The following is a 13,095-nucleotide window of genomic DNA, read 5'->3' as shown; positions in this document are numbered from 1 at the left end:
ATTGTGTCAAATAAACCAATAGTAGATATGATTGAAACCATTGAGCATTTTGCTCAGACACAGCCTAGCTATCCTGTTTACAATGTTTTGGGGCAGGAACACACTTATGGCGATTTGAAGGCTGATTCGGATAGTTTGGCTACAGCCATTGACCAACTAGGCTTGCCAGAGAAGTCTCCTGTGGTCGTTTTTGGTGGTCAAGAGTATGAAATGTTGGCAACTTTTGTATCCTTGACTAAGTCAGGTCATGCCTACATTCCAATTGATAGCCATTCGGCCTTGGAGCGAGTTTCAGCTATTTTAGAAGTAGCAGAGCCAAGCTTGATTATTGCCATCTCAGACTTTCCATTGGAGCAGGTTTCTACGCCAATGATGACTCTAGCTCAGGTTCAAGAAGCCTTTGCTCAAGGGACAAGCTATGAGATCACGCATCCAGTCAAGGGCGATGATAATTACTACATCATCTTTACTTCTGGTACGACTGGTAAGCCAAAGGGAGTGCAGATTTCCCATGATAACCTCCTCAGCTTTACCAATTGGATGATTACGGACAAGGAATTTGCGACGCCAAGTCGTCCGCAAATGCTGGCTCAGCCACCTTATTCTTTTGACCTGTCTGTCATGTACTGGGCACCGACCTTGGCACTGGGTGGTACGCTTTTCGCTCTTCCATCTGCCATTACTCAGGACTTTAAGCAACTCTTTGCGACCATCTTTTCATTGCCGATTGCTATCTGGACATCAACCCCTTCTTTTGCGGATATGGCCATGTTGTCTGAAGACTTCAACAGTGAGAAAATGCCTGGAATCACGCATTTCTACTTTGATGGCGAAGAATTGACGGTTAAAACAGCTCAAAAACTGCGCGAGCGTTTCCCAAATGCCCGTATTATCAATGCCTACGGTCCAACAGAAGCGACAGTGGCCCTGTCAGCAGTTGCCGTGACAGATGAGATGCTAGCGACTCTCAAACGCCTACCAATCGGCTATACCAAGGCTGACTCTCCAACCTTTATCATTGACGAGGAAGGCAATAAATTGCCAAATGGCGAACAGGGAGAAATCATTGTTTCTGGGCCAGCTGTTTCAAAAGGCTATATGAACAATCCTGAAAAAACGGCAGAAGCTTTCTTTGAGTTTGAAGGACTGCCAGCCTACCACACAGGCGATGTGGGAACCATGACAGATGAGGGCTTGCTTCTCTACGGTGGACGCATGGACTTCCAAATTAAGTTCAACGGTTACCGCATTGAGTTAGAAGATGTCTCTCAAAACCTCAACAAGTCTCGCTATATCGAGTCTGCTGTTGCAGTACCGCGTTATAACAAGGACCACAAGGTGCAAAATCTATTGGCCTATGTCATCTTAAAAGATGGTGTTCGTGAGCAGTTTGAGCGAGATATCGATATTACCAAGGCCATCAAGGAAGATTTGACAGACATCATGATGTCCTATATGATGCCGTCTAAATTCCTTTACCGAGACAGTTTGCCACTGACTCCAAATGGAAAGATTGACATCAAAGGATTGATTAACGAGGTGAATAAGAGATGATGGAGTTTTTTCAACAGCTTCCTCATTTAGAGCCATATGGCAATCCTCAGTATTTTGTCTATGTGATTGCTGCAACCTTGCCCATCTTTATCGGTCTCTTTTTCAAGAAACGCTTTGCCTGGTATGAAGTGCTGGTAAGTCTCTTCTTTATCGTCACCATGTTGGTAGGTGGGAAGACCAATCAGTTGGCTGCCTTGGGTATTTACCTTTGCTGGGAAATATTGCTCCTGCTTTTCTACAAGCATTATCGAAAAAACAAGGATGGCAAGTGGGTCTTCTACCTCGTTAGTTTTCTGTCCCTCCTTCCGATTATCTTTGTCAAGGTGCAGCCGGCTATCAATGGAACGCAGTCTTTGCTTGGGTTCTTGGGAATTTCTTACCTGACCTTTCGTTCGGTTGGGATTATCATTGAGTTGAGAGATGGAGTGATTAAGGATTTTACCCTCAGGGAATTCCTCCGTTTTCTTCTCTTTATGCCGACTTTTTCAAGTGGTCCAATCGATCGCTTTAAGCGTTTTAATGAAAATTATCAGACCATTCCTGAGCGGGATGAGTTGATGGATATGCTGGATGAATTTGTTCGCTATATCATGTGGGGATTTTTGTATAAGTTTATCCTAGCTCATGTTTTAGGAGAAACCTTGTTGCCTCCTCTGAAGAATCTAGCCTTGCAGTCAGGTGGTTTCTTTAACCTCTATGCCTTGGCAGTCATGTATACCTTTGGTCTGGAACTTTTCTTTGACTTTGCAGGTTACTCTATGTTTGCCTTAGCCATTTCAAATTTGATGGGAATTCGTAGCCCTATCAACTTTAACAAGCCCTTTTTATCAAGGGATTTAAAGGAATTTTGGAATCGTTGGCATATGAGTCTCTCTTTCTGGTTCCGTGACTTTGTCTTTATGCGAATGGTCATGGTATTGACCAGAAAGAAGGTCTTTAAAAATCGTAATGTAACCTCAAGTGTGGCCTACGTTGTCAATATGCTGATTATGGGATTTTGGCACGGTGTGACCTGGTACTACATCGCCTATGGACTCTTTCATGGGATTGGGCTGGTCATCAATGACGCTTGGGTTCGTAAGAAAAAAACGCTCAATAAGGAACGGAAAAAAGCAGGGAAAGCTGCTCTACCTGAGAATCGCTGGATTCAGTTGCTTGGCATGGTTATCACTTTCCATGTCGTCATGCTGTCATTCTTAATCTTTTCTGGATTCTTGAATGATCTATGGTTTAAAAAATAAAAGGAAATAAAATATGGATATCAAATCAGAAGTTATCGAAATTATTGATGAGTTATTTATGGAAGATGTTTCTGACATGATGGATGAAGATCTTTTTGATGCAGGTGTCTTGGATAGTATGGGAACGGTTGAATTGATTGTTGAGATTGAAAACCGTTTTGACATTCGTGTCCCTGTGACAGAGTTTGGTCGCGACGACTGGAATACAGCTAATAAAATCATAGCTGGTATTGTGGAGCTACAAAATGCTTAAACGCTTATGGATAATCTTCGGACCGGTCTTGATAGCTGGTTTGTTGGTTTTTCTGCTCATTTTCTTTTATCCTACTGAGATGCGTCATAATCTAGGAGCTGAAAAGCGTTCGGCGGTGGCTACTACTATCGATAGTTTTAAGGAGCGAAGTCAAAAAGTCAGAGCACTATCTGATTCAAATATGCATTTTGTTCCCTTCTTTGGCTCTAGTGAATGGCTTCGTTTTGACGGTGCTCATCCTGCGGTATTAGCTGAGAAATACAATCGCTCTTATCGTCCCTATCTTTTAGGACAGAGGGGAGCTGCATCGCTTAACCAGTATTTTGGAATGCAACAGATGTTGCCACAACTGGAGAATAAACAAGTTGTGTATGTTATCTCACCTCAGTGGTTCAGTAAAAATGGCTATGAGCCAGCAGCTTTTCAGCAGTATTTTAATGGAGACCAGTTGACTAGTTTTCTGGAACATCAATCTGGAGATCAGGCTAGTCAATATGCAGCGACTCGCTTGCTGCAGCAGTTTCCAAACGTAGCTATGAAGGATCTGGTTCAGAAGTTGGCAAGTAAAGAAGAATTGTCGACGGCAGACAATGAAATGATTGAATTATTGGCTCGTTTTAATGAGCGCCAAGCTTCCTTTTTTGGTCAGTTTTCGGTTAGAGGCTATATCAACTACGAGAAGCATGTAGCTAAGTATTTAAAGACCTTGCCAGACCAGTTTTCTTATCAAGCAATAGAAGATGTTGTCAAAGCAGATGCTGAAAAAAATACTTCCAATAATGATCTGGGAATGGAGAATGATTTCTATAATAAGCAGATCAAGAAGGATTTGAAGAAATTAAAGGATTCTCAGAAAAGCTTTACCTATCTCAAGTCGCCAGAGTATAATGACTTGCAGTTGGTTTTAACACAGTTTTCTAAATCCAAGGTAAACCCGATTTTTATCATTCCACCTGTTAATAAAAAATGGATGGACTATGCTGGTCTACGAGAGGAAATGTACCAACAAACGGTGCAGAAGATTCGCTACCAGTTAGAAAGTCAAGGGTTTACCAATATAGCAGATTTTTCTAAGGACGGCGGGGAGCCTTTCTTTATGAAGGACACCATTCACCTTGGTTGGTTGGGTTGGTTGGCTTTTGACAAGGCAGTTGATCCTTTCCTATCCAATCCCACACCAGCTCCGACTTACCATCTGAATGAGCGCTTTTTCAGCAAAGATTGGGCGACTTATGATGGAGATGTCAAAGAATTTCAATAGATAATATAGAAGAGTTCAAGAATAAAGCCGATTTTTACGTTTTTTCTTGACTCTTTTTTTGCTTGTGATATAATTAACTGGTAAATAAAATTCTACAGAATAGTATTTTTGTCTTAAAAAAGAAAAGTCCAGAAGGAAAGGAGTCAGATATGAGACAGCTAGCGAAGGATATTGATGCCTTTTTGAATGAGGTAATTTTGCAGGCGGAAAACCAACATGAAATCCTAATAGGTCATTGCACTAGCGAGGTGGCCCTGACTAATACCCAGGAGCACATTCTCATGCTCTTGTCAGAGGAATCTTTAACAAATTCAGAGTTGGCGCGTCGCCTCAATGTCAGTCAGGCGGCAGTTACCAAGGCCATTAAGTCTTTGGTCAAGGAAGGGATGTTGGAAACGTCTAAAGATCCTAAGGATGCGCGTGTGATTTTTTATCAGTTGACTGACTTGGCTCGTCCAATCGCTGAGGAGCATCATCATCACCATGAGCATACACTTTTAACCTATGAACAAGTGGCGACTCAGTTTACTCCAAATGAACAAAAAGTGATTCAGCGGTTTTTGACTGCTTTAGTAGGAGAAATCAAATAATGAGATACATTACGGTAGAGGATTTATCCTTCTATTATGATAAGGAGCCCGTTCTTGAACATATCAATTATAGTGTTGATAGTGGGGAGTTTGTTACCTTGACAGGGGAGAATGGGGCAGCTAAGACGACACTCATCAAGGCCAGTCTTGGTATCCTCCAACCACGCATAGGTAAGGTGACCATTTCAAAGACAAATACGCAGGGTAAGAAATTGAGAATAGCTTACCTTCCTCAACAGATTGCCAGTTTTAATGCAGGTTTTCCAAGTACGGTTTATGAATTTGTCAAGTCGGGTCGCTATCCGCGAAAAGGCTGGTTCCGTCGCTTGAATGCTCATGATGAGGAGCATATCAAGGCTAGTCTGGACTCAGTTGGCATGTGGGAACACCGAGATAAACGCTTGGGTTCTCTATCTGGGGGGCAAAAGCAACGAGCGGTGATTGCGCGTATGTTTGCTTCTGACCCAGATGTGTTTATCCTAGATGAGCCGACAACGGGGATGGATGCAGGAAGTAAAAATGAATTTTACGAACTCATGCACCACAGTGCCCACCATCACGGCAAGGCTGTTTTGATGATTACCCATGATCCTGAAGAAGTTAAGGACTATGCGGACCGCAATATTCATCTAGTCCGTAACCAAGACTCGCCATGGCGTTGTTTCAACGTTCATGAGAATGATCAGGAGGTAGGCCATGCTTAGTTTGTTATCTTATGACTTTATGCAACGTGCCTTTCTGGCTGTTATTGCCATGAGTCTTTTCTCGCCAGTATTGGGAACCTTCCTTATCTTGCGCCGTCAGAGTTTGATGAGTGATACCCTCAGCCACGTCTCGCTTTCGGGTGTAGCTTTTGGTCTAGTCCTAGGGATTTCTCCAACTGTTTCTACTATTGCCATTGTCTTGATTGCGGCAGTCTTCCTGGAGTATCTCCGTACGGTTTATAAGAGCTTTATGGAAATCGGGACAGCTATCCTCATGTCAACAGGTCTGGCTGTTTCTCTGATTGTCATGAGCAAGGGGAAAAGCTCTAGTTCTATGAGTTTGGACCAGTATCTTTTTGGTTCCATCGTGACGATCAGTGAGGAGCAGGTGCTTTCCCTCTTTGTCATTGCGGCGGTTGTCTTGATTTTGACCTTCCTCTTCCTTCGTCCAATGTATATTCTGACCTTTGATGAGGATACGGCCTTTGTGGATGGCTTGCCCGTTCGTACCATGTCTATTCTTTTTAACATGGTGACAGGGGTGGCCATTGCCCTTATGATTCCTGCTGCGGGAGCTCTTCTGGTATCGACCATTATGGTCTTGCCAGCTAGTATTGCCCTGCGTCTGGGGAAAAATTTTAAATCGGTTATGCTGCTTGCCAGTGCTATTGGATTTTTGGGAATGGTGGCAGGACTTTACATTTCCTACTATGCAGAAACACCTGCAAGTGCAAGTATTACTATTATTTTTGTAACTGTTTTCTTGCTAATCAGTTTAGTAAGACGTTTTATCAAATAGGAGAAGAACATGAAAAAAATTAGCTTATTACTAGCCAGTCTATGTACCTTGTTTTTAGTGGCTTGTTCCAATCAAAAACAGGCAGATGGCAAACTCAATATCGTGACAACCTTTTACCCTGTCTATGAATTTACCAAGCAAGTAGCAGGAGATACTGCTAATGTAGAACTTCTCATCGGTGCTGGTACAGAACCCCATGAATACGAACCGTCTGCCAAGGCAGTTGCTAAAATCCAAGACGCAGATACCTTCGTTTATGAAAATGAAAACATGGAAACATGGGTACCTAAATTGCTAGATACTTTGGATAAGAAAAAGGTGAAAACTATCAAGGCGACAGGTGATATGTTGCTCTTGCCAGGTGGTGAGGAAGAAGAGGGAGACCATGACCATGGAGAAGAAGGTCATCACCATGAGTTTGACCCCCATGTTTGGTTATCACCAGTCCGTGCCATTAAACTAGTAGAGCACATCCGTGATAGCTTGTCAGCAGATTATCCTGATAAAAAAGAGACCTTTGAAAAGAACGCATCTGCCTATATCGAAAAATTACAAGCCTTGGATAAGGCTTACGCAGAAGGCTTGTCTCAAGCCAAACAAAAGAGCTTTGTGACTCAGCACGCAGCCTTTAACTACCTTGCTTTGGACTATGGACTCAAACAAGTCGCAATCTCAGGCCTCTCTCCAGATGCAGAACCATCAGCTGCACGTTTGGCAGAATTGACAGAGTATGTCAAGAAAAATAAAATTGCCTATATCTACTTTGAAGAAAATGCCTCACAGACCCTTGCTAACACACTTTCAAAAGAGGCAGGTGTCAAAACAGATGTCCTCAATCCTTTAGAAAGTCTGACAGAAGAGGACACCAAGGCTGGAGAAAACTACATCTCTATCATGGAGAAAAACCTCAAGGCTTTGAAACAAACAACGGACCAAGAAGGCCCAGCAATTGAGCCTGAAAAGGCAGAGGATACCAAGACAGTCCAAAATGGTTACTTCGAGGATGTAGCTGTCAAGGACCGCACCTTGAGTGACTATGCAGGTAACTGGCAATCAGTTTATCCTTTCCTTGAAGACGGCACGTTTGACCAAGTCTTTGACTACAAGGCTAAGTTGACTGGTAAGATGACCCAGGCTGAGTACAAGGCTTACTATACAAAAGGCTATCAGACAGATGTGACTAAGATTAATATTACTGATAATACTATGGAATTTGTTCAAGGTGGACAAAGCAAGAAATACACTTACAAGTATGTCGGTAAGAAAATTTTGACTTACAAGAAAGGCAATCGTGGCGTGCGTTTCCTCTTTGAAGCTACAGATGCGGACGCTGGACAATTCAAGTATGTTCAGTTTAGTGACCACAATATCGCCCCAGTTAAGGCAGAACATTTCCATATCTTCTTTGGAGGCACAAGCCAAGAAGCCCTCTTTGAAGAAATGGACAACTGGCCAACCTACTACCCAGATAACCTATCTGGCCAAGAAATCGCCCAAGAAATGTTGGCGCATTGATGAGAAATCGACTAGTTCATAAGAGCTAGTCGGTTTTTTGATACTAGATGGCTAACTTCATTATAGATCTTTCAGAACTAAGGGAACCTGAAAAAATAAATAAAACTCTTGAAATATCTGGGTTTATATGCTAGAATGTAGTTAATGGATAAGGTTCATTAGAACACCAAAGCCCCTAACTACTGCGATAGTTAAGGGCTTTTTTGACGTATCTTAGCGATTTAACGGGTGTTGATAGGCTAGTCAGTCGGTCTACTTCTTACCATCTAGCCATTTGCAAACGAAATACAAGATGATTCCAGCTATGACGTCTGCTATAATAGTAAGAGCGAGCTCTGGGATAAGGCTCATTAGTTTCACCTCCTTTCACGAACCGTAAGGAACGTAATCGGTAACCGATGACAAAAATAGTATACCACAATAAATTTATATCATCAACCTCACTTAATGCTTGAAATATTAGGACTTATATGCTAGAATGTAGTTAGTGTATAAGGTTCATTAGAACACCAAAGCCCCTAACTAGTGCGATAGTTAAGGGCTTTTTGACGTATCTTAGCGATTTAACGGGTGTTGATAGGCTAGTCAGTCGGTCTACTTCTTACCATCTAGCCATTTGCAAACGAAATACAAGATAATTCCTGCGATGACGTCCGCTATAATAGTAAGAGCAAGCTCAGGTATAAGGCTCATTAGTTTCACCTCCTCTCACGAACCCATAGGAACGTAATCGGTAACCGATGACCAAAATAGTATACCACAATAAATTTAGACCATCAACCTTACTTAATGCTTGAAATATTAGGACTTATATGCTAGAATATAGTTAATTGATAAGGTTCATTAGAACACCAAAGCCCTTAACTATTGCCGTAGTTAAGGGCTTTTTTGACGTATCTTAGCGATTTAACGGGTGTTGATAGGCTAGTCAGTCGGTCTACTCCTTACTATCTAGCCATCTGCAGACGAAATACAAGATAATTCCAGCTATAACATCCGCTATAATAGTAAGAGCGAGCTCTATGATAAGGTTCATTAGTTTCACCTCCTCTCACGAACCGTAAGGAACGTAATCGGTAACCGATGACAAAATAGTATATCACACTACATTCAGATCATCAAGGTCACTTAATTCTTGAAATATAGGGTCTAGGCGACAAAGTCTTTAAAATCAGAAAAACGCATAATATCAGGTGTGTAAAAACTTGATACTATGCGTTTTATTGTGGGAAGATTTACTCCATTTTCTCCTGAAATTGGGTATTTGCCCAGCTTCTGTTTTTGGGGTTGCTGAGAAAATAATGTCATGTGGCGAGTATTTGTAGATAAGTCAGCAGACAGAACGAATATTCTTCGAAAATCTCTTCACATCATATCAGCTTCGTCTTGCCGTGTCTATGGGGGACTTGACTTTGTCAGTTCTATCTACAACCTCAAAACAGTGTTTCGAGCTGACTTGATCAATTTTCAAATCTGTACTTTGAGCAACCTGAGACTAGCTTCCTATTTGATTTTCATTGAATATCAGAAACCCATTCTCCATCAAATAATTCTACTGCGTCTAATAATTTTTGATCTGGCAAGATGTCAGAAATAAAGGTTGTATATTTAGAGAGCGGATTAATTTTAAAAAATCCAGTCTTGTAAAATTTAGAACTATCAATCAGTAAGATAGTTTCATGGGCTTTATCAATAATATTCTTTTTTGAAATAGCTTGGCTGAGAGAAGCTTCATAAACATATTGATCATCAATACCTCTTGCTGAACAAAAAGCCAAATCGATATTAAAATGATCTAATAAAGAATTTTCCTTATCATAGTTGACTACGGAACAGGATTGATGTTTGACCTCGCCAGATGTGATAAAGATTTTGGAGCTATCTTTAACAGTTTCAGATAGGGTTTGTGCAGTATGTAAACCATTTGTAAAAATAATCAAATTATCAAGTTCAGAAAGATAGGGACAAAGTTCGTAGGTAGTAGTACTAGAATCCAGATAGATACACATACCTGACCGAATAAAGTCTTTAGCGAGACTAGCGATTAATCTTTTTTGCCTAGTACTTTCTCCTTCACGTATTTGATGGGAAAGTTCAATTGTATTCATGGAGGACAAGGTCACGTATCCGTGCTTTCTTTTGATAAGACCTTGATTTTCTAAGAAAATTAAATCACGACGTAAGGTACTTGTGCTGGAGAAAGTGATTTCTGCCAACTCTTTTACGGCAATTCTTTTTTTCTTTTTGATAATTTCAATCAATTCAAGTATACGTTCATCTTTTATCATAAGCTCCTCCTAATTTATCATCTCAACTATATTATAGCACAAATTGAAGGAATTTGAATTATTTTTATGTTTATGGCGCAAACGTATGAATTTTATTCAAGTAAGCGTTCACATATTGAAAAAATAAAATGTGGGGATTATAATAAACTTAATCAAGGACGAAGAGAGAAGAAAAATGGAAGCGGTTTTAGCAATAGATTTAGGTGCGACTTCTGGAAGAGCAATCGTTGGTTACCTTTCTGAAAATAAACTAGTAATGGAAGAAATAAATCGCTTTTCTAATCTACCTATTAGAGTAAAAGGGCATTTATCTTGGGATGCTGACTTTCTACTAGCTAAAATTCTTGAAAGCATCCGCTTGGCTAATACTAGTTACAAGATTTTATCTGTCGGTATTGATACATGGGGAGTTGATTTTGGACTTATTGATAATGAAGGTAAGCTGTTATCACAACCTGTTCATTATCGTGATGAAAGAACAAAGGGAGTGTTAAAGGAAATATCTGAAATTACTGAATTAGAAAAACTGTATTCAGAGACAGGAAATCAGATTATGGAGATAAATACCTTGTTTCAACTCTTTAAGGCACGTCAAGAATCTCCTGACTCTTTCTATAAGACCAATAAGATTCTTTTAATGCCAGATTTGTTTAATTATCTGTTGACAGGTAAGTTTGCTTCAGAAAAAAGCATTGCTTCAACAACCCAACTCTTTGATCCGAGAAGTCAAAAATGGAATCAGAATATTTTAAAACTATTTGAATTGGAGTCATCTTTACTTCCTGAAATTGTTTCAGAGGGAAATGTCCTTGGAAGGATAAAAGAGGAGTATGGTTTAGGCGATATTCCTGTTGTGAATGTTTGTAGTCATGATACAGCAAGCGCGATTGTCTCAGTACCTAAGACAGAAGATAGTTTATTTATTTCATCAGGGACTTGGTCTTTGGTTGGAGTGGAGCTTTCTTCACCTGTTCTTAGTACCGAATCCTTCAGTTATGGATTTACAAATGAAGTCGGTAAAGATGGAGTGATTACATTTCTGAAGAATTGTACAGGGTTGTGGATCATAGAGGAGCTAAGACGTTCATTTGAACGAAGAGGGAAAGCATATTCTTTTGGTGATATAAAAACAATGGTGGAGAAAGAAAAAGAAGATCTTCCTTTGATTGATACTGAATCAACTGAATTTGCAACAGAATCTGACATGTACAAGACTTTGACAGAATATCTAGCTTATCATCATGAAACTAGAGAGTGGACAGATGGACAACTATTTAAGATCGTTTATGAAAGCCTAGCTGAAACGTATAGGAAAACGATAGAGTTATTAGAAGGGCTAACTCATAAGGTTTATAAGAGGATATATGTGATTGGAGGAGGTGCTAGAGCCAGTTACTTTAATCAAATGATTGCTGATAGAACTGGTAGAGAAGTTCTTACAGGTTCAACTGAGGCTACAGCTGTGGGAAATATTGTTGTGCAGCTATTAAGTCAAGGTAAAATAAACGAGGATACAGGGTTAAAGGATATTATGACAAATATTGCTGATACACAATATTATTATCCTCAGCTATCATAAACAAAAATAAAAAACGGAGGTTTTGTCATGAACAAAAAAAGTCTTTTGAAATGCGCTGTTATCGGGTTAGTAGCTACCCTTGGTTTAGCAGCTTGTGGAACATCTAAGGATGCAAGCGGTGGAAGTTCTTCTGGTAAAGAAGTATTAGAATTTTATCATGGGTATCATCATAGTGAAGATGAATGGCCTGTAGCTAAGACTATGCGAGATTTATATGATAAATTTGCAGAAGAACATAAAGATAGTGGTGTAGAATTTAAACCAATTCCTATAAATGGTGATTTGAAGGATGTAATGAATAACAAGGTTGCTAGTGGTGAATTTCCAGATGTGATTGACCTAGCAGGTAATGCAGTATCATTAGCTGCAATTGAACAAAAACTTGTTTTAGATTTGAAACCATATATCGATTCAAATAAGCTTGAAAAAAATGTTGGTTTGAACTATAAACAAACCAAAAAGATGGAAAAATTTATACAGTTCACGAACAGTTATTTACAATGGGTTTGTGGTATAACAAGGATATATTTGCAAAAGCAGGTGCTAAAACACCTGATCAGTGGAATACTTGGGAAGATTTTACACAAGCAATGGCTACTGTGAGAAAGCAAGATGGAGTGTATGCATTTGGTGCTGGAGAACCATCTATTCGCTTGTTTAATACAGTCTTAGGAACCACAGAAAATGGGCGTAAATTATTAGACAAACCATTAACAAAAGAAGGAATCGAATCTAAAGAATTTGCAGATGCTTTGAAAATGGTTATGAAAGAAATTCAAGCTAATGGTTCTAAGAATGCTGGTGGCGATGCTAATGCTTATTCTAAAGACTTCCAAGAAGGTAAATCTGCAGTCTTCTTTAATGGTGTGTGGGCTTCTGGTGAGATGTCTAAGAACCCAAGTCTTGCACCTGGAATCTATCCTGCAGGTGTAGCAATTAGTTCTTCTGGAGGTGGTATCACTATCTCAAGTAAGATGTCTGAAGCTAAACAAAAACTAGCTCTTGAGTTTTTGAAATATATGACTAGCGATGATGTACAAAAAGTAATTTTTGAAAAAGTAGGAGCAAATCCTTCTGATGAAAATGTAAATGTAAAAGAACTTTCAGAAAAGAGTTCAGAAGCTACTACTAAAATTTTAGGACAAGCAATCACTCAAGTTAAGAATGCAAAAGTAGTTGTTCCAACTGTAAGTGATGTTTGGGGTGGCGATGTACACACAGCTATTATCAATGCATTGACAGAAAGTGCTGCTGAAAATGTAGATGTTGATCAAAAAGTGAAATCTACTCAAGATGTGTTGAAATCATTGA

General features: G+C 39.8%; 12 protein-coding genes. 11 read left to right on the top strand and 1 reads right to left on the bottom strand.

Translation table 11 applies throughout. From position 1 onward, the window contains the following. Positions 1–3 precede the first annotated feature (3 nt). The 8 genes from dltA to adcA all read left to right on the top strand — a co-directional run bounded on the left by dltA (position 4) and on the right by adcA (position 7,917). Positions 4–1,554 (top strand): D-alanine--poly(phosphoribitol) ligase subunit DltA, encoded by a 1,551-nt coding sequence (dltA, locus tag HMPREF9957_RS11540; RefSeq protein ID WP_004242799.1) that lies wholly within the window; start codon positions 4–6, stop codon positions 1,552–1,554. After that, positions 1,551–2,795: a D-alanyl-lipoteichoic acid biosynthesis protein DltB gene (gene dltB, locus HMPREF9957_RS11535; RefSeq protein WP_000969719.1), complete on the top strand. Its 1,245-nt coding sequence runs from the start codon at positions 1,551–1,553 to the stop codon at positions 2,793–2,795. The genes dltA and dltB overlap by 4 nt, the downstream gene beginning before the upstream one ends. A 13-nt stretch (positions 2,796–2,808) precedes the next feature. Next, positions 2,809–3,048 (top strand): D-alanine--poly(phosphoribitol) ligase subunit DltC, encoded by a 240-nt coding sequence (gene dltC, locus HMPREF9957_RS11530; RefSeq protein ID WP_000351967.1) that lies wholly within the window; start codon positions 2,809–2,811, stop codon positions 3,046–3,048. Further along, a complete protein-coding gene (dltD, locus tag HMPREF9957_RS11525) occupies positions 3,041–4,309 on the top strand; it encodes a D-alanyl-lipoteichoic acid biosynthesis protein DltD (RefSeq protein ID WP_000919832.1) in 1,269 nt (422 codons plus the stop codon). Before dltC ends, dltD begins: the two co-directional genes overlap by 8 nt. Before the next feature lie 149 nt (positions 4,310–4,458). Further along, positions 4,459–4,899, top strand: a complete 441-nt coding sequence (gene adcR / locus HMPREF9957_RS11520) for a zinc-dependent transcriptional regulator AdcR (protein ID WP_001249308.1) — start codon at positions 4,459–4,461, stop codon at positions 4,897–4,899. Then, the gene (locus tag HMPREF9957_RS11515; protein ID WP_001269496.1) at positions 4,899–5,603 is read left to right on the top strand and encodes a metal ABC transporter ATP-binding protein; all 705 of its coding nucleotides are present in this window, start codon (positions 4,899–4,901) and stop codon (positions 5,601–5,603) included. The genes adcR and HMPREF9957_RS11515 overlap by 1 nt, the downstream gene beginning before the upstream one ends. Next, a complete protein-coding gene (locus HMPREF9957_RS11510) occupies positions 5,596–6,402 on the top strand; it encodes a metal ABC transporter permease (protein ID WP_000950039.1) in 807 nt (268 codons plus the stop codon). Before HMPREF9957_RS11515 ends, HMPREF9957_RS11510 begins: the two co-directional genes overlap by 8 nt. Before the next feature lie 9 nt (positions 6,403–6,411). Continuing rightward, positions 6,412–7,917 carry a zinc ABC transporter substrate-binding lipoprotein AdcA gene (gene adcA, locus HMPREF9957_RS11505; RefSeq protein WP_000724099.1) on the top strand — a complete coding sequence of 502 codons (1,506 nt, stop codon included), beginning with the start codon at positions 6,412–6,414 and terminating at the stop codon, positions 7,915–7,917. 1,514 nt (positions 7,918–9,431) lie between these two features. On the opposite strand, the gene HMPREF9957_RS11500 is transcribed toward adcA, so the two are convergent. After that, a complete protein-coding gene (locus HMPREF9957_RS11500; protein ID WP_000588541.1) occupies positions 9,432–10,205 on the bottom strand; it encodes a DeoR/GlpR family DNA-binding transcription regulator in 774 nt (257 codons plus the stop codon). 175 nt (positions 10,206–10,380) lie between these two features. Between HMPREF9957_RS11500 and HMPREF9957_RS11495 the strand changes: the two genes are divergently transcribed. From HMPREF9957_RS11495 to HMPREF9957_RS13660, 3 genes are all read left to right on the top strand, one after another. Next, positions 10,381–11,784 (top strand): rhamnulokinase, encoded by a 1,404-nt coding sequence (locus HMPREF9957_RS11495; protein ID WP_000388519.1) that lies wholly within the window; start codon positions 10,381–10,383, stop codon positions 11,782–11,784. 27 nt (positions 11,785–11,811) lie between these two features. After that, entirely contained in the window at positions 11,812–12,387 is a 576-nt protein-coding gene (locus HMPREF9957_RS13665; protein ID WP_004242819.1) for a hypothetical protein, read from the top strand. Further along, positions 12,285–13,095: ABC transporter substrate-binding protein (locus tag HMPREF9957_RS13660; protein WP_255263244.1), on the top strand; the 811-nt coding region annotated here is incomplete at its 3' end. The genes HMPREF9957_RS13665 and HMPREF9957_RS13660, both read left to right, overlap by 103 nt.

Source organism: Streptococcus mitis SK1080 (genome assembly GCF_000220085.1).
Classification (GTDB): domain Bacteria; phylum Bacillota; class Bacilli; order Lactobacillales; family Streptococcaceae; genus Streptococcus; species Streptococcus mitis_K.
This window is presented reverse-complemented; position numbering and strand designations above follow the sequence as displayed.

Coding starts and splice junctions, on each gene's coding strand:
- dltB (WP_000969719.1), top strand. CDS start 1,551: ATGATGGAGTTTTTTCAACAGCTTCCTCATTTAGAGCCATATGGCAAT.
- dltC (WP_000351967.1), top strand. CDS start 2,809: ATGGATATCAAATCAGAAGTTATCGAAATTATTGATGAGTTATTTATG.
- dltD (WP_000919832.1), top strand. CDS start 3,041: ATGCTTAAACGCTTATGGATAATCTTCGGACCGGTCTTGATAGCTGGT.
- adcR (WP_001249308.1), top strand. CDS start 4,459: ATGAGACAGCTAGCGAAGGATATTGATGCCTTTTTGAATGAGGTAATT.
- HMPREF9957_RS11515 (WP_001269496.1), top strand. CDS start 4,899: ATGAGATACATTACGGTAGAGGATTTATCCTTCTATTATGATAAGGAG.
- HMPREF9957_RS11510 (WP_000950039.1), top strand. CDS start 5,596: ATGCTTAGTTTGTTATCTTATGACTTTATGCAACGTGCCTTTCTGGCT.
- adcA (WP_000724099.1), top strand. CDS start 6,412: ATGAAAAAAATTAGCTTATTACTAGCCAGTCTATGTACCTTGTTTTTA.
- HMPREF9957_RS11500 (WP_000588541.1), bottom strand. CDS start 10,205: ATGATAAAAGATGAACGTATACTTGAATTGATTGAAATTATCAAAAAG.
- HMPREF9957_RS11495 (WP_000388519.1), top strand. CDS start 10,381: ATGGAAGCGGTTTTAGCAATAGATTTAGGTGCGACTTCTGGAAGAGCA.
- HMPREF9957_RS13665 (WP_004242819.1), top strand. CDS start 11,812: ATGAACAAAAAAAGTCTTTTGAAATGCGCTGTTATCGGGTTAGTAGCT.